A 20,873-nucleotide genomic window follows, 5' to 3' on the forward strand; every position below is an offset into this window, starting at 1 on the left:
CCGGGAAGGGCCGGAAAACCGGCGACAAACACCCGAGAATCTTTTGCAAAAACAGTCGGTTTCTCCCGAGGTTTTTTCCTTTATCTGTCACCGGAAACTGCGAACTTCTCTCCCCATGGCCTCACCCATCAAGCCGTCTGGATCAAGGCTTCTGGCCCGAGCGCCATGGCGTCATGCAAGAGCTATTCACCCAACGTACGAACACGACGAAAGGAGATTCTTCATGTTTAAGCGCAACGTTCTGGCGGCATCCCTGACCCTGGCTGCCCTGTGCTCGGCACAGGCGGCAATGGCTGATATCAACGGCGGTGGTGCAACCCTGCCACAACCGCTGTATCAGACCGCTGGCGTACTGACCGCCGGCTTCGCTCCCTACATCGGCGTAGGCAGCGGCAACGGCAAGGCGGCCTTCCTGAACAACGACTACACCAAGTTCGTGGCCGGCACCACCGGCAAGAACGTGCACTGGGCCGGTAGCGATTCCAAGCTCTCTGGCGCGGAACTGAGCGCCTACGCCAGCGCTCACGAAGCCGCCTGGGGCAAGCTGATCCAGGTGCCTTCGGTGGCCACTTCGGTAGCCATTCCGTTCAACAAGGCCGGCACCGCTGCGGTCAACCTGAGCGTCAATGACCTGTGCGGCGTGTTCTCCGGCCGTGTTTCCGACTGGAGCCAGATCTCCGGTTCAGGCCGTACCGGCGCCATCACCGTGGTTTACCGCAACGAAAGCAGCGGCACCACCGAGCTGTTCACCCGCTTCCTCAACGCCAAGTGCGCCGAGACTGGCACCTTCGGCGTGACCACCAACTTCGCCGCCAGCTACACCGGTGGCCTGCCGGCCGGCGCAGTGGCCGCTGTGGGCAGCCAGGGCGTGATGGATGCCCTGAACGCCGGCGACGGTCGCATCACCTACATGAGCCCGGACTACGCCGCGCCAACCCTGGCCGGTCTGGACGACGCCACCAAGGTGGCCAAGGTGGCCGGCGTTTCGCCTGCTCCGGCCAACGTGTCCGCCGCCATCGGTGGCGTTCCGGTCCCAGCCGTGGCCGATCGCGCTGATCCGGACAAGTGGGTGCCTGTATTCGGCAAGACCGGCGCCACCGGCACCGTGCCTTACCCTGATACCGGCTATCCGATCCTGGGTTTCACCAACCTGATCTTCAGCCAGTGCTATGCCGACGCCACCCAGAGCGGCCAGGTGCGTGACTTCTTCGCCCGTCACTACGGCGCGACCACCAACAACGACGCGGCCATCACCGCCAACCGTTTCGTGCCGCTGCCAACCGCCTGGAAAACCGCGATCCGCACCACCTTCGTCACCGCTTCCAACACCCTGAGCATCGGCAACACCAACGTCTGCAACAACATCGGTCGTCCGCTGTAACGGCGAACCCCACCGAGCGGCAACACCCGATCAGCAACGGTTTCGGCCGTTGCTGATTTTTTTCATCCAGCATCTGTTCAGAGCGCGCATCCAGCGGGCTTACGCCCTCCGAACGGCCAGTGACATCACCGGATAGGACAGGAGTCTTGTCATGCCCAAAGCTCAATGGTTGATCGCTTCACTGTTATACGGCGCGTTCTGCGTCCAGCAGGCCCAGGCGGATGTCAACGGTGGAGGCTCGACCTTCAACCGGCCGCTGTATCAGAGCGCCGGGGTGTTGACCCCGGGGTTCGCGCCCTACATTGGCGCGAACCAGGGCCGGGAAAAAGTGGCTTTCCTGCTGAACGACTACAACGTGCTGGTGCCGGGCGCAGCCCCCAGGACCGTGCATTGGGTGGCCAGTGAGTCGAGGCTCAGCGCGGTGGAACAGAGCAACTACGCCGTGGCCTATGGGGCGCAGTTCGGCAAGCTGATCCAGGTGCCTTCGGCCGCGACGAGCGTTGCAATTCCGTTCAACAAGCCCGGCAGCCAGGCACTGGACCTGAGCATCGACGCCTTGTGTGGGGTGTTCTCGGGGCGCCTGGCCGGTTGGGACTGGATCCAGGGTTCCGGACGTACCGGCCCGATCACCGTGGTGTATCCCAAAGGCAGCAGCGGTTTCACCGAGCTGTTCACTCGTTTCCTGAATGCCAAGTGCAATGAAACCGGGACCTTTGCCGTGACCAGCAACTTTGAGTACAGCTACTCGGGCGGGTTGCCGACCGGTGCGCTGGCGGCCAGCAGCGCGGATGCCATCATGGCGGCGGTGAATGCCCGGGATGGCGCCATCACCTTCATGAGCCCGGCCCTTGCGGCGCCGACCCCGGCCGGGCTGGATGACGGCAACAAGGTGGCCAGGGTTGCCGGGGTCTCGCCGGCGCCGGCCAACATCGTCGATGCCATCAACAGCGTTCCGCTGCCCTCCATCGCCGAGCGGACTAACCCGGACAAGTGGGTGCCGCTGTTCGGCAAGTACTGGGAGCCGGGCGTCGTGCCTTATCCGCAGACCGGCTATCCGATCCTGGGCTACACCAACCTGATCTTCAGCCAGTGCTATGCCGATGCCACTCAAAGCAATCAGGTGCGTGACTTCTTGGCTCGTCACTATGGCGCGCTTGAGGCCCGAAACAATGACCAGGCAATCAGGGCTCAGGGCATGCTGCCCCTGCACCCGTCCTGGAAAGTCGCCGTGCGTTCCAGCTTCCTGAGCGCCACCAATGCCTTGAGCATCGGTAATCCCAACGTCTGCAACGGCATCGGCCGGCCACTGTGAGCTGGCTCCGGCAGCGGCTTGGGCCGTTGCCGGAGCCCAACGTCGCCTGCATTACACCCGTTAGATGAATTTTCCGTGACATCCGTTCGGTCGCGCCCCGCGCCAACGGCCTATCCCCTAAAGCAGTGACGCGTGCCCTGGGCCCTACAAGCGTCGCGCTCCCCTGGGCGTCATAACAAAGGATGAGTAGTAATGGTTCGCTGCAAACCACCGGTCAAATCCCCAGCCCTGCGCCTTGATGGCGAGTTGCCGAGCCTGCGGCTCAAGCCCCTGGCCCAGGCCATTGCCTTGCTGATGGTGGCGGGCAGTGCCCATGGCGCCACGGCCTTCAGTTCCGGCTGGTTCGCCGACAAGGGCGCGTCCCAGGCCGCCACTGCCGCGCGCACCAACGGCCAGGTGCCGGGGATTCCGCCGCTGTCCCAGCAGACCCGGGTCAACCAGCAGTTGCAGCGTTCCTTGAGCAACCTCAATGCCAGCGTCGCCGCCATTGCTGCCCAGCAGGCGGCCCAGGCCGCAGCGCGCCAGGCCGCGTTCGGCACGGTGAGCACCATTCCCGATGGCCTCGGCGAAGGCGGGCTGAAGGTCGATAACAGCCTGACCCAGGGTTGGCTCAATGCCAAAGGCCCGGTGCAGAGCCAGTCCGGCGGCAAGACCACGGTGACCATCGAGCAGACCGCGGACAAGGCCATCCTCAACTGGGAAACCTTCAACGTCGGGCGCAATACCACCGTGGATTTTCAGCAGCAGTCCAACTGGGCGCTGCTGAACAAGGTCAACGACCCCAATGGTCGGCCCAGCGAGATCCAGGGCCAGATCAAGGGCGCCGGTACGGTGATGATCATGAACCGCAACGGGGTGATCTTCAGCGGCACCAGCCAGGTCAACGTGCGCAACCTGGTAGCGGCCGCGGCCACCATCAGCGACGAGCAGTTCACCCAGCGCGGGCTCTATGTCGACGCCAACGGCACCCAGCCGACCTTCACCGATGCCCTGGGCAAGGTCCAGGTGCAGCGCGGCGCATTGATCCAGACCCATCCGGCGGCCAGCTCCACCGAGTCCGGTGGCTACGCCTTGCTGCTGGGGTCGGAAGTGGAAAACGCCGGCACCATCGTCACCGCCAAGGGCCAGACCACCCTGGCCGCCGGTGACAGTTTCTACATCCGCCGCGGGGTCGGCACCAGCGGCAACCAGCACTCCACCACCCGCGGCAATGAAGTTGCCACCTCGCTGAAGGCCGGCAGCAGCGCCGGCAAGGTCAGCAACAGCGGCCTGATCATGGCCGCCACCGGCGACATCACCCTGACCGGGCATCAGGTGCAACAGAACGGCGTGGCCCTGGCCAGCACCTCGGTGGACACCCGCGGCACCATCCACCTGCTCAACGCCGCCAGCGACAGCAGCGGCAGCGTGACCCTGGGGCAGGGCAGCACCACCGCGATCCTGCTGGACAGCAGTGGCAGCACCGCCCTGGACAGCCAGCGCAACAACGGCCTGATCAACCTCGACGGCACCCCGACCAACCTGATCACCGGCCAGTTCAACAACTTGAGCAGCGTCGCCGACCGCAGCGATCAGTCGCGGGTGGAGATCGTCAGCGGCGGCACCGTGGACTTCCAGAGCGGCTCCATCACCCTGGCCACCGGTGGCCAGGTGGCGGTCAGCGCTGGCCAGCGCAGCCTGGTGCGCGACGGCGCGGTGATCGATGTGGCCGGCGCGGTCGGGGTCAAGGTGGCGATGGAGTCCAACACCATCAAGATCAACGTCCAGGGCAACGAGCAGCGCGACTCGGCGGGCAACCGCGACAGCGGCCAGTTGATCAACAACGACGTCTGGGTCGACCTGCGCGAGCTGGTGTTCGTCCCGGCCGGCACCAACGGCTACGCCACCGACCGCTGGTACACCGCCGGCGGCCTGCTGGAAGTGGGCGGCTACCTGGGCACCCAGGGCCACAACATTGGCGAGTGGATGGCCCAGGGCGGCACCCTGACCTTCACCGGCAAGGAGGTGGTGACCCAGTCCGGCGCCCAGTTGAACCTGTCCGGCGGCACCGTCGACGTGCAGGCCGGCTACATCCAGCAGACCTGGCTCAAGGGCGTCGACGGGCGCCTGTACGAGCTGTCCCGGGCCCCGGGGGACCTGCTCTACACCGGCATCTACAAGGGCTACGTGGACAGCAGCCCGCGCTGGGGCCGCACCGATTACTACTACAACCCGCTGATCGCCCAGCAGCGCCGCTACGAGGCCGGTTATACCGTGGGCCGCGACGCCGGCAAGCTGGTGATCGGCACCGGCAACGCGGTGCTTGAAGGCCAGCTGGTCAGCGAAGTGTTCAAGGGCGAACGCCAGACCCAGGCGCCCAACGTCAAGCTCGACGGCTACCAGCAGTCGCACAAGGCCGCGGCCCAGCGCGCGCAACTGATCATTGGCAACTACACGCCGATCTACAACAAGGCCACCGGCACCCTGGGCTATGCCCTGGGCCCCAGCACCGATCAGGTGCTGATCGCCGGCAATCAGCAGAAGATCGCCGACGGCCTGGACCTCACCACGGCCCTGCCGGCCAACCGTCAGGGCCAGCTGGTGCTCGACAGCGATCAGCTCAACGGCTTCCAGCTGGGAGCGATCAAGGTCGGTGCCAAGCAGCAGATCCAGGTCAACGGCGCGCTGCAGGTGGCCGACGGCGGCGACATCACCCTGTTCGGGCCGCAGGTGCAGCTCAACGCCAACCTCACCGCCCACGGTGGCAGCATCAACGCCGGCAACGTGCTGAACCAGGTGGATGTGAACCGCAACTTCGTGGTCGGCGATGTGATCCTCGCGCCCAGCGGCGGCGCCCAGGCCCGGGTCGAGGTGGCCGACGGGGTCAAGCTCGATACCAGCGGGCGCTGGAGCAACCTGGCCCTGGACCCATCGGACAGCAGCGGCCTGGCCTTTATCAACGGTGGCAAGGTGTCGCTGCGCAGCAGTGGCGATCTCAACCTGGGCAACGGCAGCCTGGTGAATGCCAGCTCCGGCGCCAGCCTTGGCTATGACGGCAAGGCCACGGGCGGCAAGGGCGGCGACGTGACCCTGGCGGCCGACGGCAAGCTCGACCTCAAGGGCGAGCTGCGCGGCTATGGAGTCAACGGCGGCGGCACCCTGGCCCTGCAGGCGCACAAGGTGCTGATCGGCGCCAAGGACGTGGCCCCGCAAGCCGGAACCTTGCAACTGGCGGGGGACTTCTTCAATAAGGGTTTCGGTGCCTACGACATCACCGGCAATGAAGGCCTGACGGTGGCCGACGGCGCCCAGGTCGAGGTCAAGATGCCGGTCTACCGCTTCGCCGCCCAGGCTGGCAGCAGTGCCACTGGCAGCGATCCGGCCAGTGTTCTGCAGCCCTGGCTGCCGGACCTGTACCAGCAGGACGCGGCCAAGGGCGTGCTGACCCAGCGCCGCGGCGCCGGGCTGACCCTGAGCGCCGGCAATCAGTACTCCACGGCTGCCCAGCTGGCCAGCACCGCGTTGAGCGTGGGGCAGGGTGCGGTGATCAGTGTCGACCCGGGGCAGGCCATCAACCTGCGCAGCGTCGGTCAACTGACGATGAACGGCACCCTCAATGCCTGGGGCGGCAGTGTCAGCCTCAGTGGTTTGACCGTGGCCAGTTCCGAGGCGGCCAATGCCGCCGGCCACGGGCGTTCGATCTGGGTCGGCGAGCAGGCAGTGATTGACGTGGCGGCGCGGGCGCTGAGCGCGGTGGACAACCGCGGGCGCCTTTACGGCCAAGTGCGCAATGGCGGCAAGATCGCCATCGGCGGCGAGATCGACCTGGCCACCGGCATCGCCAAGGCCAGCGACCTGTTCGTGGTGGTGCGTGACGGCGCGCGCCTGGACGCTTCCGGCACCCAGGCGGCCCTGGACATCCCCGGCCAGGGCCGGGTGCAGGTGGCCAGCAACGGCGGCAGCATCAGCTTGGCTTCCAACAACGGCCTGTACCTGGACGGCAGTTTCGTCGCCCGGGCCGGCGGCGCGGGCGCGGCGGGGGGCAGTTTGTCCCTGGCCCTGGAAAGCCCGTATTACATCAAGAACGCGGTCAACGACCGGGTGCTCAAGGCCCGGGAGCTGGTGCTCAGCCAGATCCACCAGGGCAGTGGGCTACCGGCCAGCGCCGACGCCGCGGCCGCCAGCCTGGAGTACGGCCATGGGCGTCTCGGGGTGGATCAGGTCACGGCCGGCGGTTTCGACAACCTGGCGCTGCTGAGCAACGGCCTGCTGAGCTTCGACGGCGATGTGTCGCTGCACATGGGCCAGAGCCTGCGCCTGTACAGCGGCGCGCTGAACCTCAGCGAAAACGCCGCGGCCAACGCCCGGGTCAATCTGTCGGCGCCGTACCTGCTACTGGCGGGCATCCTCGCGCCGCTGGAAGCCAAGGACCAGTACCTGCGCCCGGTGTCCACCGGCACGCCGTCGCAGCGGGCCACCCAGGCCCAGTTCAACGCCAGCGCCAACCTGATCGATGTGCGCGGCAACGTGGTGTTCGGCAGCAAGGGCACCTTGCGCCAGGCCGACAACAGCCTGCTGAACGTCGAGCGCCGTGGCTTCGACCATGTGCAACTGACCAGCCAGGGCGATTTGCGCTTCCTCGCCGGGGCCGGCGCCGATGTGATCGCCAAGGGCATCAGCACCCAGTTGCTGACCCAGGGCGACATGACCCTGCGGGCGGCGCAGTTGTACCCGGCCACCGAGGTCGGAGCCCGGGTGATTGCCGGTTACCTCAACGACATCTCCGGCACCCGCATCAATTTCGACCCTAGCCGTACCCTGACCATCGGCCGTACCGGCAATGCCGAGGCGCCCGTGCCGTACTCGGCCTTCGGCCGCCTGCAACTGGGCGCGGCCAGCATCAAGCAGGGTGGGGTGGTGCGCGCGCCCCTGGGGCTGATCGAGATCGGCAACCTGGGCGCCAGCAAGGTCGAGTTGCTGCCCGGCAGCCTGACCTCGGTCAGCGGCAAGGGCCTGGTGCTGCCTTACGGCGGCACCGTCGACGGTCAGGTCTACAAGTACAACGGCAAGACCGTGACCTTCCTCGGCCAAGGTGCCCTGGTGAATGAGAACAGCGACCTGAGCGTCGGGGTGATCCTCGGCGGCCAGTCGGTGCAGGTGCAATCCGATGCCACCGTGGACCTGTCCGGTGGCGGCGAGCTGCTGGGGGCCGGGTTCATCTCCGGGCGCGGCGGTTCCACCGATGCGCGCTACAGCCCGCTGGTGCAGATCGGCGCCAACGGCAGTTTCATCCTGCCGGGCCTGGGCACTAACCCGATCTACGCCATCGTGCCCGGGGCCCAGCCGGGCTATGCGCCGGTGGCCCCGGAAGGCGGCGCGGTGGACCCGCTGATCGGCCAGCAGATCACCATCGGCAGTGGCGTGCCGGGGCTGGCGGCGGGCACCTACACCCTGATGCCGTCCACCTATGCGCTGATGCCGGGGGCCTTTCGCGTCGAGATCAACGGCCTGGCCGGGCTTGGCAGCGAAGGCGCGGCCCAGCAGCTGCGCAATGGCTCCTGGTCCACCGCCGGGCGCCTGTCGATCGCCAACACCGGGATCAGCAACAGCGTGGCCAGCCAGTTGATCCTGACTTCGGCCGATACCCTGCGGCGTTATTCCCAGTACAACGAAACCGGCTACGCCCAGTTCGCCCTGGCCGATGCGGCGCGCCTCGGGGTGCCCCGGCCGATGCTGCCGGTGGACGCCAAGACCCTGAAGCTGGCGCTGCAAGCGGGGGCCGGGGCGGAGGCTTTCTCGTTCCGCGGCATCGGTCGTTTCGACGCCGCCCAGGGCGGCTACGGCGGCACCGTGGCGATCCTCAACATGGGCAGCGGCGGCATCGAAGTGGTGACCAGCGGCAAGTCGGCCACCAGCGGCTTCAGTGGCGTCACCCTGGACGCGGACAGCCTCAATAACCTGGGCGCGGCGCGGCTGATGCTCGGTGGCCTGACGCTGGTCAAATACGGCCAGGGCGGCAACTACATCACCCTGGCCGAAGGCATCAACACGCCCAAGGGCTCCATCACCTTGCGCGAAGGCGTGACCCTGGCCGCGCCGGAAGTGTTCCTGGTGAGCAACAGCGGCGAGATCGTCCTGGAGCAGGGCGCCTCGATCAACACCCTGGGGCGCGGCAAGGCCAGCTATGACGCCCGGGACGGCTTCACCTACCAGGTGGCCAATATGCTGGCGGTGTCCAATGGCCTGCTCAATGTCATCAGCAAGGTCCAGGCCGGTGGGCAAAGCAGCGGCGGCATCCGGGTCGGCTCCTGCGCCAGCGCGCCCTGCAGCGGGCAGACCGCGCTGTATTCCGAAGGCAGCATCGTTGCCCTGACCGACAACACCTTCGAACTGGGCGATCAGGTGCGCTACGGCACCCGCCACCTGAACCTGGGCCTGAACGCCATCAACGTCGGCAGCCCCGAAGCCCTGGCGGCCGCGGCGGCGGGCAACCGCCTGCCCAGTGGCATGACCCTGACCCAGCAGGTACTGGACCGTCTGCTGCGCGGCGACACCCAGTTCGGCGCGCCGGCCCTGGAGACCCTGCAGCTCTCGGCGCGGGACGGTTTCAACTTCTACGGCAGCGCCACCCTGGACACCTACGACCCGCTGACCGGCAAGTCGCTGCTGAGCAACCTGATGCTCTCCACCCCGGCGATCTACGGCGCGGGCGGGGCCAATGACGTGGCCCGCATCCACACCGCCAACCTGATCTGGCAGGGCGCCGTGACCCCGGCCGGAGCGGTGGTGACCGGTGGCGCCGGGACCGGCAGCGGGCGCCTTGCGATCGACGCCGAGCGCATCGAGTTCGGCTACGGCGCCTTCGCCCAGCCCAGCACCACCCAGAGCTTCGACCGCCTGGCCCTGGGCTTTGCCAACGTCAACCTGAATGCCAGCCAGCGCATCACCGCCAACCACAAGGGCAGCCTGGCGGTCTACCAGAGCCAGGGCGCCTTCGACCCGCTCAGCGGCTTTGCCTACAGCGGCGGCAACCTGAATATCCTCACCCCGCTGATGACCGGCGAGGCCGGCTCGGTGAACCGCATCACTGCCGGTGGCGTCATCGATATCAGCGCCTCGGCCGGGCCCCGTGGCGCGGCCAATGGCCAGGGCGCGGAACTGTCCCTGCAGGGCGACAGCATCCGCCTGGCCAGCGCCGTGGTCCTGCCCAGCGGCAAGGTGACCCTGGGCGCCCGGGGCGATGTCAGCCTGACCGACGCAGCGCTGATCGACGTGGCGGGCCGCACCATTGCCTTCAATGATCTGAGCCAATACGGCGCCGGTGGCGAAGTGCTGCTGCAAAGCCGCAACGGCAACGTGCTGCAGGCGGCCGGCTCGACCATCGATCTTTCGGCCAGCCACAACCAGGCCGGCAAGCTGCGGGCGGTGGCGCTGGACAGCGCGGCCGGGCGGGTCGATCTGGCGGGCCGCATCCTCGGCGGCAGCAGTGGCCAGTACGATGCCGGCGGCACCCTGGTGCCGTTCCTCGGCGCCACGGTGGAAATCCAGGCCCAGCACCTGGGCAGCAGCGGCAGCCTGGACGAGCAGTTCGCCGCCCTCAACCAGCGCCTGAACCAGGGTCAGGTCTTTGGCGCCCGCAGCTTCCAGCTCAAGCAGGGCGACCTGACCATCGGCGACGGGGTCAAGGCCAGCAGCGTCAACGTCTCGCTGGACCACGGCAGCCTGCGGGTCACCGGGCGGGTGGACGCCAGCGGCGCGCGGGTCGGCAGCATCAACCTGGCGGCCAGCCAGGGCCTGACCCTGGACAGCGGCGCGCTGCTGGACGCCCACGGCAGCACGCTGCGGGTCGACAGCTACGGCAAGATCATCGATTCGCCGAACCGCGCCAGCGTGGTCCTGAGCTCGGGCCAGGGCCGCCTGACCCTGGCCGACGGCGCGCGCATCGACCTGCGCCACGGCACCGATGTGGCGTCGGGCAGCGCCCCGGGGCAGAACGACGGCCGCAGCCGCGGCACCCTGGAGCTGAACGCGCCGCGCATCGTCCAGGCGGACCAGAGCAGCAACGACATCGACATCGAGGCCCGTGGCCGCCTGGATATCCAGGGCGCGCGCTCGATCGCGGTCAACGGCATGATCAGCTACGACGATGCCACGGAAAAAACCGACGCCACCGCCAGCGGGCGTCCTTACCAGGAGATCACCCAGGCCTACCTGGATGCCAAGCACCTGCAGAGCACTGCCTTTATCAACGCTGCGCTGCAGAACAACGACCTGCTGCACAACAAGCTGGCCGGCCTGAACAACGCCACCTACGCCGATGCCTTGCACTTGCGGCCCGGGGTGCAGATCGTCAGCAAGACCGCCGACGGCGACCTGGTGGTGCAGGGCGACCTGGACCTGTCCGGCTACCGGTACGCCAGCTTGAACCCCCACACCCGGAAGGACGACAACGTCTACGGCTCCGGTGAAGTGGGCAGCCTGACCCTGCGCGCCGGCGGCGACCTGAACGTCTACGGCAGCATCAACGACGGTTTCGCGCCGCCGCCGGGCACCGATGACGACAATGGCTGGATCCTGCGGGCCGGCATCGACTTCACCGGTGGCGATATCGTGATTCCGGGGGGCGGCCTGTCCCTGGCCGACGGCACCCTGTTCCCCGGGGGCAGCACCCTCAACTACGACTTGCCGATCAAGGCCCTGACCTTGCCGCAGGGCACGCGCCTGCCAGTGGCGGCGACCCTCAGCGAGAGCCTGGTGCTGCCGGCGGGCACGGTGCTGGCCGCCGCGGTGCGCGACAGCAACGGTACGCTGCTGTTCGCCGCCGGCACCCTGTTGAACCAGAGCCTGACCCTGAGCCCGGGCAGCGTGCTGGAGGCCGGCACCCTGCTGACCGCCAATACCGCGGTGAAAGCCCTGACCTGGCCCAAGGGCGTGCCCCTGCCGGGCGTTGCCGGGGCGCGTAACCTGGTGGTGCTCGACGGTGGCAAAGACCTGTCCCGTGGGGCGCTGATTCCGTCGGGCACCGATATCAAGCTGCCGGGCGGGGTGGCCTCGGTGCTGTTGCGGCCGGAAAACGGCGGGCGCCAGGGCAAGCTCTTGGCCATCGCGCCGATGCTGACAGAGGGCGCACAGTCCTGGTCCCTGCGCCTGGTGGCCGGGGCCGACACCGAGGCGGCCGACAGCCGCGTGCTGCAGAGCCAGCCCACGGCGGGCAACCTGCACCTGGCGGACAGCCATTACGGGATGTTTGGCCAGGCGCAGTATGTCTGGACCGAAGAGGGCTCCCTGGACTTCTTCGGCGACGACAGCATGGTCGGCCAGCCGATCGACTTCGTAGGGCTCGGTGACCCTGCGCTGTGCGACAACACCCCCAGCTACTGCGCCGTTGGCGATTCCCACACCCTGGTGCCCAGCAGCATCCGCTTCAGCGTCGTGCGCACCGGCGCCGCCGACCTCGACCTGCTGGCGGCCGGCAACCTGAGCATGGATTCGCTGTTCGGCGTGTACACCGCCGGCACCTCCTCCAGTGCCACCTCGGCCAGCGATCCCTACAACCTGGCGCGGGGAGGCAACGGCCAGAAAGTGCTGAACAACGTCGCCGGCGGCTACGAGTCCCTGGTGGACGGTGGCGCTGGCAGTGTCTACCGGGCCTGGTACCCGGACGGCGGCGGCAACCTGCGGATCAAGGTCGGGGCGAACCTCGGCGGCAATATCGTGACCCTGCCCAACCAATTGCCCCCGGGCCGCCCTGTGGCCGGCGACACCGGCAACGACTCCAGCAACGTGGGCAACTGGCTGTGGCGCCAGGGCAACGACCTGAGCGGCGGCGTGGCGCGAAACACCGCCTGGTGGATCAACTTCGGCACCTACACCGCCAACAGCGCCGGCGGCGCCGACCAGATGGTCGGCTTCACCGGCTTCGGCACCCTGGGCGGCGGCAACCTGGAGGTCGAGGTCGGCGGTGATGCCGGCGCCCTGGCGCCCATGGCGGCGCCGGTCTACGCCAGCTACGTCAACCCGCGCAGCACCGGGCTGATCCTGGCGGTGGGCAGCACCGGCCGGGTGGCCGCCGATGGCAGCCGGCAAGTGACCGGGGGTGGCGACCTGACCCTGCGCGTCGGCGGGCAGGTCAACCCCTACAGCCAGGTCGGCTTTGGCGTGTTCAACGGCGCCCTGGTGGACCTGCGCGGCCATGCGCAACTGAGCAGCGCGGCCCTGGGCAGCCTGGACCTGCACTACGGCGCCCAGGCGGCGGACCAGAGCCGCAGCGAAACCCGGGCCTTCGAGCCGCAGCGGGCGACCCTGGCGGTGGCCGCCGGTGGCATGACCCTGATGCCCGGCGATGCCACCTTCAGCCTGTCGACCCGTGGCGACCTGGTGCTGCAGACCGTGGCCGACCCCGGGCGCGCGCCCCTAGCCAATGGCTGGGCCTACCAGGGCGCCAACGGGGCCACGGGCATCGGCCAGAGCTGGTTCTCCCTGTGGACCGAGCGCAGCGCCATCGACCTGTTCTCGGCCGGCGGCAACCTCACGCCGTTGACCAGGGGCACGGAAACCGACATGGCCACCGTCTACCCGCCGACCTTGCGCGCCGTGGCGGCCAGCGGCAGCCTCTATTACGGCCAGTCCAGCCAGTATGAGGCGGGGGCGGCGGTGGTTCCGGCGGCACTGGTGCTGGCGCCTTCGCTGAACGGCCAACTGCAACTGCTGGCCGGCGACTCGATCTACGGTGGCGAGCTGAGCGTCAGCCGCTCCAGCGCCTCGGCGCAGGCGCTGGCGACTCCCGAGCACCCGGCCTTCATGGCCACCAGCACCACCCTGGCGGGGATTCCCCTGGCGGCCAGCGGCAATCTCTCCGCCGACGGCAACCGGGCCCGCGGCGGGGTGTTCCCGCTGTTTGCCTTCGGCCCCAACACGGCGACCAACCAGTGGGCGAACCCCGAGCCTGCGCGGTTCTACGCCATCAACGGCGACCTGCTGGGAGTCAGCAGCGGCCGCGTGCTGACCCTCACCACGGCGTCCGACCCACGCCTGGGGCAGACCTACTATGAAGGCGGCGGCGCGGTCTGGATGCAGGCCGGCCAGGACATCGTCAGCAGCGGCACGGTTCTGGGCGGGGCCAGGGGCGGCAACAGCACCTATGGCGAATACACCTTCAGCGGCAACCTGTTCGTGCACCACAACCCTGGTGACATCTCCATCGCCCGTGCCGGGCGCGACATCCTCTACAGCAGCTTCAACGTCGCCGGCCCCGGCACCCTGGAGCTGACCGCGGGGCGCAACATCCTCATGGAGGACCGGGTCAGCGTCACCAGCCTCGGCGCGGTGGCGGCGGGGGACAGCCGGCCCGGGGCGAGCATCGTGATGCAGGCCGGATTTGGCGCCAACGGCCCGGACTTCCGGCGTTTCGTCGCGGCCTACCTGGACCCGGCCAACCTGGCCCAGCCCGGCGAGAGCCTGGCGGGCGGCAAGGTGGCCAAGACCTACGACAGCGAACTGCTGGGCTGGCTGGCCGAGCGCTTCGGTTTCGTCGGCGACAGCGCCCAGGCCCGGGCCTACTACGCGGCGCTGCCGGCCGAGCAGCAGCGGGTGTTCGCCCGCCAGGTGTATTTCGCCGAACTCAAGGCCGCCGGCCGCGAGTACAACCAGGAAGGCGGCGTGCGCCAGGGCAGCTACGCCCGGGGCCGGGCGGCGATTGCCGCGCTGTTCCCGAGCACCGACGTGGCTGGCAACCCGATCAGCTACAAGGGCGACATCACCCTGTTCGGCGGTGCCGGGGTGCACACCGACTTTGGCGGCAATATCCAGATGCTGACCCCCGGCGGCCACCAGACCTTCGGCATCGAAGGCACCGCGCCGCCGGCCTCGGCCGGGGTCATCACCCAGGGCGCGGGGGACATCCAGCTGTACTCCCTGGGCAGCATCCTCCTGGGCCAGAGCAGGATCATGACCACCTTCGGCGGCTCGATCATGGGCTGGTCGGCGGCGGGCGACATCAACGCCGGCCGGGGTTCCAAGACCACCGTGGTCTACACCCCGCCCAAGCGGGTCTACGACACCTGGGGCAACGTCAGCCTGTCACCGTCGGTGCCCAGCACCGGGGCCGGGATCGCCACCCTCAACCCGATTCCCGAGGTGCCGGCCGGCGACATCGACCTGATCGCGCCGTTGGGCACCATCGACGCCGGCGAGGCGGGGATCCGGGTGTCGGGCAACGTCAACATCGCCGCGCTGCGGGTGGTCAACGCGGCGAACATCCAGACCCAGGGCAAGTCCTCCGGCGTGCCGGTGAGCGCCACCGTCAACACCGGCGCCATGACCTCGGCCAGCGCCGCCGGCTCCGCCGCGTCCCAGGCCGCGGAAGACGCCGCCCGCAGCCAGCAGGCGGCGGCCAAGCAGGGCCGGGCATCGATCGTCACCGTGGAAGTGCTGGGCTTTGGCTCCGAGCCGGTGCAACGCCAGCGCGAAGAAGCCAGCCGCGCCCCGGGCTACAACCCCGACAGCCCGGTGCAGATCCTGGGCGCCGGCCCCTTGAGCGACCAGGCGCGGGCGCGCCTGACCGATGAGGAGCGTGGGCAACTGACGTTGTAAGAACCTCTCGTGGTAGCAAGGCTTGGGGGCGATCGTTGATCGCCCCCGTTTTTTTGGGCTGATGGGAATGGGGCAGGTGCAGGGCTGTATGAGAACGCGTTTATATCTCCGGCCTGCGGTCCGGGTATTCCGCGTCGAAGCCTTGGGTGGGGTGTGGGGGGAGGGGGTGATCTTTCATTAGGTTGGGGAAGCGCAGATTTGGATTTTTATCAAGTTGTTTGGATAACTCAGAGTAAAGCTCGTAGAGCTTTTCGTCTGGCTTATATCCAAAGTTGTGAATTGGTCTAGGGGTTGGTTCAAATGCTCCCCGTAAATTATCGAGGGCGGTAGAATTTCCTAAAGATGCTGCTCGCTGGTAATAGAATAAGGCGCGAGGTTTGTTTTTTTTCGCGATCTGATAAAAGCTAGCTGTCTTTAGAATCGCGTCAGGGTTTTCCTGAGCCCCTGCGCACCGATAATAACGTTCCGCCATGTCGTCATCTTGCTTGTGTCTAGGCAGTGCATAAGCAAAATATTGACCTATTTGGACTTGTGCTAGGGGGCTGCCTAATTGTGCCGCTTGGAAAAGGTATGAAGCAGCCATTCGCTCAGACTTTAGAACTCCTTTTCCGTGTTCAGCAATAACGGACCAGTTGTAGTAACCCAATGGTACTTTAAGTTTGACCATGCGTTCATAGAGCTCTAGCATTTTAGCGGTGTCTTGCTCAACACCAGGTCTTCCCGGCCAACCTGTACGATAAAGGCCGGCTAAGTTGTGCATGGCTTTCCAATGATCCTTGGCAATGGCTTGCTCATAAAGCCCCACGATTTTTTTCCAATCCTTAACCCCGCGCGTTTTTTCTAGAATACGCGCTTGTTGAAACCAGGATTCAGCCTGTGGGTCCAGTGGTGGGTTGTTGTCTCGTTCATAGGCGCAGGTAAAAACTGGATAGGCCATGGCCATCGCTCCGCTCAATAGAAATGAAATAATAAAGGCGCAGTAATATATGGTTTTAATCAACGTCTTTAGCATAAGGCGTCTCTATATCCCAAAAGCGAGTTAGACGTATGGTAAGTGGGCGGTTTCGCTATTTTTTTCAGTTGTCGTCCACAACTAGTTTCGAGTGCACGTAGATATCTCGGAAGTAAGCCTGTTCGCCCACGGCCAGGACGCTGCTGGGTTCGGGGCTGCAGGCGGTGAAGGTGGTGACCACCACGTTGAGCCGGGTATATCCGTGAGGTTGTAGGGTTTGCCCTTTTCGCCATCGTGCGCGAGAGCACCTCGGATCGTTTTAGTTATATACGTTGCAGATGCCGGCCTATGTCATCTGGGCTTTTCTGCAGCTGACTAGAAGTAGCATGCTTTCTGCGGCTTGATTACATACATCGCTGATAGGGACCGGGCCGGATCGTTATTTTAGTTGCCTACCGACCCCAGAATATCCCTTAGTTTTGATATGTCTTCCTCGTAGAAGGAACTGCACTGTGAAACGGCTATGAATACGTCACTTGAATTGTTTATGAAAGTACTGCAAGTCACATTTGCCCCTTCCGTCCCATCTGTTTTTCCATATGTGAAATCTTTCATATCCAATAATCTCCACCCTTCTTTAACTAGCTTTAGTCTTGCCGCTTTGGATGCCTCGGTAATATGAACGATTGCACTAGGGTAAGGGAGTTTTATCAGGTTGTTATAAGGCTGGCGCACTTCTTTGCCAAGCGCGGGCATAACCTCGTCAAGTGCTTTTCCCATTACAATAAATGTCGGCAGGTTTTCCAGGTTTGTGTCATAGGTCGGCTGGTCCCTGGTAGCCAGTTTGAGTATGGTTGTATTTTTCTCCTGAAAACAGTCCAAAACTTCAAGCTTGATCTTCGGCATGTTGGGTAAGCATCGCTGTTCGTTAGAGAAAGCCAGCAACGAAAAAGAAGCAGAACAAAACAGTGTCAGCAACCTAAGAAAAAACTTATGTCTCATCATTTAATACGCTCCAGATGGCTTTGGATGCCTGCTGTCTCTCATTGTTGTGATTCGTTATACCATTTGGATTTTTCCTGTTAGTTATCGCCCCATAATTCTAGAGATTGTTTGGGGCGAACCTTCATCTGCACGTCTATTGATTCTCTCCCTGGCCCAATAAAATCCAGATGTATCACAAGCATTGTAATTATCTGTGGCAAGCAGGTGCGGATTAGGATCTAGTGTGAAGTTTTGAGCTCTATGCTGTTCATGATTTTTATAGTTTCGTCGCCCAGTAATTTGTAGAAAACCTCGGCCGTGAAATCGATCGCCATCTCCTAACATCCCTCCGGCCAATGCGTTGGCAACGCCGTTGTCCATGCCAGCAGCTTTCGCTGCAATCTGATTTGGGCGACTTGCTATATAGTTTTCGCAATTATAAATATATTCGTCTTCGCCCAGAGTGCTACCGGGTTCGTCGATGTCGTTGTTCCTGAGTTCGCCTCAAGTGCTATTCGACTTTGGTTGTTTCATATTCGAGCACCTCGATTCGATTTCGACTGAGCCTTTTAGAGTGAAAGCTGGCCATTCTTATATTTCCGGCCTGCGGTCTGGGTGTTCTGCGTCAAAACCCTGGGTGGGGTGTGGGGGGAGGGGGTGATCTTTCATTAGGTTGGGGAAGCGCAGATTTGGATTTTTATCAAGTTGTTTGGATAACTCAGAGTAAAGCTCGTGGAGCTTTTCGTCTGGTTTATATCCAAAGTTATACATGGGTTGAGGGGTTGGTTCGAATGCTCCTTTTAGATTGCTGAAGCCAGTAGAGTTGCCCAGGGAGGCTGCACGTTGATAGTAGAATAATGCGCGCGCTTTATTTTTTTTGGCGATTTCATAAAATGCTGCTGTCTCAATGACTGCGTCCGATGAGTCCTGAGCGCCCGCGCATCGAAAATACAACTCTGCCATCTTGTCGTCTTGCTTGTTTTTAGGTAATGAAAATGATAGGTGATTTCCAATTGCAACCTGTGCCAATGGGCTGCCCAGTCGTGCAGCCTGAAACATATAGGAACTGGCCATTCTATCTGACTTCAAAACACCTCTTCCATTCTCGGTGGTAACTGCCCAGTTGTAATACCCCAATGGAACTCCAAGTTTTATCATGCGCTCGTAGAGCTCAAGCATCTTACTGGTGTCTTGTTCAATGCCAGGTCTTCCTGGCCACCCCGTGCGATAAAGACCAGCTAAATTATGCATGGCTTTCCAATGATCCCTGGCAATGGCTTGCTCATAAAGACCCACTATTTTTTTCCAATCCTTAACCCCACGCGTTTTTTCTAGAGTGCGTGCTTGTTGAAACCAGGATTCAGCCTGTGGATCCAGTGGCGGGTTGTTGTCTCGTTCATAGGCGCAGGTAAAAATTGGATATGCCACAGCAATCGCTCCATTCAATAGAAGTAAAACAATACAGGCGCAAAAATGTATGAATTTAATCAACTGCTTTGGCATAAGGGGTCTCCACATCCCAAAAACGTGTTAGATGAGCCATCAGAGGTGTATTTTTGTTTTTGTTTTTCCAGTTCTTATCCATAACATCATTCCATTTTTTGAAGTTTTTTGCCGAATCACACCGTCCCTTCTCATCACTAATCGACTCCCCCACATGCAACTTCCATAACTCCTCCCGCCAAGTCTTCGCCAACTCCGCATCCGGTGCGGCCAGCCCCAGTTCCGAGTCGGTGTGCATGCTGCGGGTATTGATATTGGCCGAACTCAGCAGGCTGAACACATCGTCCACCACCAGCAGTTTCGAGTGCACGTAGATGTCCCGGAAGTACGCCTGTTCGCCCTCGGCCAAGGTGCTGCCGGGCCCGGGGCTGCAGGTGGTGAGGGTGGCGATCACTACCTTGAGTCCGGGCAGGTCCTTGAGGGCGTAGGGTTTGGCGTCTTCGCCTTCGTCGGCTTGGGGGTTGCCGAGTTTGGCGATGTCCTCGGGCTTGAGGCCGCCCAGTCGCGCTTCTATCTCGGGGGTGACGCCCTGGCGTTCGAGTTCGTCGATCTCGCGCTGGAGCACTTCGGCGCGGTTGAGCTGTGCGCGTCGCAGATAGGGATCGTTGTGCGGGTGGCTTTGCAGGTAGGCCAACTGGCTGCGCTTGCGCAGCATCTCTTCGGCCAGGCTGCGCTGGGCCTGGGGCATGAGTTGTTCCTGCCCCAGTTCCTGCAAGGTGGCATAGGTGGTGCTGGCATACATACCGGAGTTGGGGGTGTTGGTGACCACGAACAGGTACAGGTCCTGGTCCCGGCCGGCGGCGAGGTAGGCCGCGGCCAACTCGCGTAGCTGCTTGGCGAACGGCGGGTAGCGAAAGTACTGGTTCTCCATGTAGATGTAGTTGCGAGCATTGCCCAGGGCTTTGTGGTGCAGCTCGAGGATGGAGGTTTCAGCGTTTTCCTGGGGTTGGGTGCGGCAGATCTGCGCCATGCTCGATCCGGCTGCCTTGAAGTGGTCGGGCTTGATGGCCTGGCGCTGTTGGCGCAGGCCATCGCTGAACCATTGCTTGATCCAGAAGGTTTCCCGGTCCCAGGCGCTGCTGAAGTTGTGGTTGAGGTCATGCAGGGCGGGGCCCTGGACCTTGAGCGAGAGATCCTGCCAGGGCCCGAAGCCCGGGCTGCGTCGAGCGGCCTTGTCGTGATACAGGTGGGCGCTGGTGTCCCAGTAGTTGCGGTGCATGTTGTGGCCCATGACAAAGCCGACTGCGTTGGCGCTGTCTTCGTAGTCCACCAGAACCATTTTCTGGTGATGGCTGGCGAATAGGCTGAGGGCCAGCATATGGGCGAAATTGCTGTCGGGTGCTTCACCCTGGATCAGACGGTAGAGGGTGGCGAGTCGGCCTTTTTCCGAGGCCATTTGCGGTCCGCGAATGGCGGCGTTCAAGGGGATTTCCAAGGAAAAATCACGGGTACGAAACTCGACGTTCTGCATGCGTCCACCGTGCAGGCGGCTGAACCATTCCCGTGTGTACTCCTGATCATCAGGCGAGTAGCCGGGAGCGCCCGAGCCGTCCAGTGTCCTGTAGGCGCCTTGGGCGTTCAGTTGCGCCTCCACGTCACGCAGTATCGCCAGCAGCTCCTGTTCGCGCTGTTCATAGCGGTAGCCGCTGGAACCATAGGCCGGTAGCTCACCGGCTCGCAGTTTGTTCAATTCGTGTTGATGCACGGTGCGGCGATATTCCAGTCGCTGACGGTCTTCCAGGGTGCGGTTGGAGGCGGCGCGACCCCGGGTCATGCCCGAGCCGATAGCTGTGCCGCCCGAGCCGGCCAGGCCATCGCCGGGGATGGTGTTTTCGAGAAAATTGGCCAGGGCGTTTTTCCAGATCAGCACCCGCACCTTGACCCCGTGCCGGGCGCGTACATCCAGCAGTTCACCGATGCGATCGCCATCGGGTTTGAAACGCATCGCCGGGTCGAAGCCCCAACTGATGATTTCCACGCTGCGGTTGGCCCGCTCAATCGCGTCGTGCACGGCGGCGAAGGCGGTTTCACCGTTGATCAGCGGCGTGATCTTGATTCCCGCTCGCGGTGGGAACAGCGCTTTTTTTGCGAACCATTCCATGCTCAAGCACATGAACTTGTCTTCCTTGGGCTTGAACTGAAGCACTTCCTTGCTGTAGTCGACAGGCATT

Annotated in this window: 7 protein-coding genes; 3 read left to right on the forward strand and 4 right to left on the reverse strand. The window is 63.9% G+C overall.

Features of this window, described 5'->3' with window-relative positions; genetic code table 11:
- The first annotated feature begins 223 nt into the window (after nt 1–223).
- The 3 genes from GGI48_RS29035 (at nt 224) to GGI48_RS29045 (ending at nt 15,263) form a co-directional block, all read left to right on the forward strand.
- A complete protein-coding gene (locus GGI48_RS29035) occupies nt 224–1,381 on the forward strand; it encodes a substrate-binding domain-containing protein (protein ID WP_179601364.1) in 1,158 nt (385 codons plus the stop codon).
- Nucleotides 1,382–1,532: 151 nt separating this feature from the next.
- Nucleotides 1,533–2,693 carry a substrate-binding domain-containing protein gene (locus tag GGI48_RS29040; RefSeq protein WP_179601366.1) on the forward strand — a complete coding sequence of 387 codons (1,161 nt, stop codon included), beginning with the start codon at nt 1,533–1,535 and terminating at the stop codon, nt 2,691–2,693.
- A gap of 192 nt (nt 2,694–2,885) precedes the next feature.
- Nucleotides 2,886–15,263, forward strand: a complete 12,378-nt coding sequence (locus GGI48_RS29045; RefSeq protein ID WP_179601368.1) for a filamentous haemagglutinin family protein — start codon at nt 2,886–2,888, stop codon at nt 15,261–15,263.
- 100 nt (nt 15,264–15,363) lie between these two features.
- On the opposite strand, the gene GGI48_RS29050 is transcribed toward GGI48_RS29045, so the two are convergent.
- The 4 genes from GGI48_RS29050 to GGI48_RS29070 form a co-directional block, all read right to left on the reverse strand.
- Nucleotides 15,364–16,275, reverse strand: coding sequence for a tetratricopeptide repeat protein (locus GGI48_RS29050; protein ID WP_260620561.1), 912 nt, complete (start codon nt 16,273–16,275; stop codon nt 15,364–15,366).
- 384 nt (nt 16,276–16,659) lie between these two features.
- On the reverse strand, nt 16,660–17,220 hold the full coding sequence (locus tag GGI48_RS29055) for a hypothetical protein (protein WP_179601370.1): 561 nt from the start codon (nt 17,218–17,220) through the stop codon (nt 16,660–16,662).
- Nucleotides 17,221–17,790: 570 nt separating this feature from the next.
- Nucleotides 17,791–18,702, reverse strand: a complete 912-nt coding sequence (locus GGI48_RS29065; RefSeq protein WP_179601374.1) for a tetratricopeptide repeat protein — start codon at nt 18,700–18,702, stop codon at nt 17,791–17,793.
- Nucleotides 18,683–20,872 (reverse strand): phosphatidylserine/phosphatidylglycerophosphate/cardiolipin synthase family protein, encoded by a 2,190-nt coding sequence (locus GGI48_RS29070; RefSeq protein ID WP_179601376.1) that lies wholly within the window; start codon nt 20,870–20,872, stop codon nt 18,683–18,685. Before GGI48_RS29070 ends, GGI48_RS29065 begins: the two co-directional genes overlap by 20 nt.
- Nucleotide 20,873: the final 1 nt, after the last annotated feature.

Source organism: Pseudomonas protegens, from assembly GCF_013407925.2.
GTDB lineage: Bacteria > Pseudomonadota > Gammaproteobacteria > Pseudomonadales > Pseudomonadaceae > Aquipseudomonas > Aquipseudomonas fluorescens_AP.

Bases quoted from the DNA above. Each gene is read 5' to 3' on its own strand.
- GGI48_RS29045 (WP_179601368.1), top strand. From the start codon at position 2,886: ATGGTTCGCTGCAAACCACCGGTCAAATCCCCAGCCCTGCGCCTTGAT.
- GGI48_RS29070 (WP_179601376.1), bottom strand. From the start codon at position 20,872: ATGCCTGTCGACTACAGCAAGGAAGTGCTTCAGTTCAAGCCCAAGGAA.
- GGI48_RS29035 (WP_179601364.1), top strand. From the start codon at position 224: ATGTTTAAGCGCAACGTTCTGGCGGCATCCCTGACCCTGGCTGCCCTG.
- GGI48_RS29065 (WP_179601374.1), bottom strand. From the start codon at position 18,702: ATGCCAAAGCAGTTGATTAAATTCATACATTTTTGCGCCTGTATTGTT.
- GGI48_RS29040 (WP_179601366.1), top strand. From the start codon at position 1,533: ATGCCCAAAGCTCAATGGTTGATCGCTTCACTGTTATACGGCGCGTTC.
- GGI48_RS29055 (WP_179601370.1), bottom strand. From the start codon at position 17,220: ATGATGAGACATAAGTTTTTTCTTAGGTTGCTGACACTGTTTTGTTCT.
- GGI48_RS29050 (WP_260620561.1), bottom strand. From the start codon at position 16,275: ATGCTAAAGACGTTGATTAAAACCATATATTACTGCGCCTTTATTATT.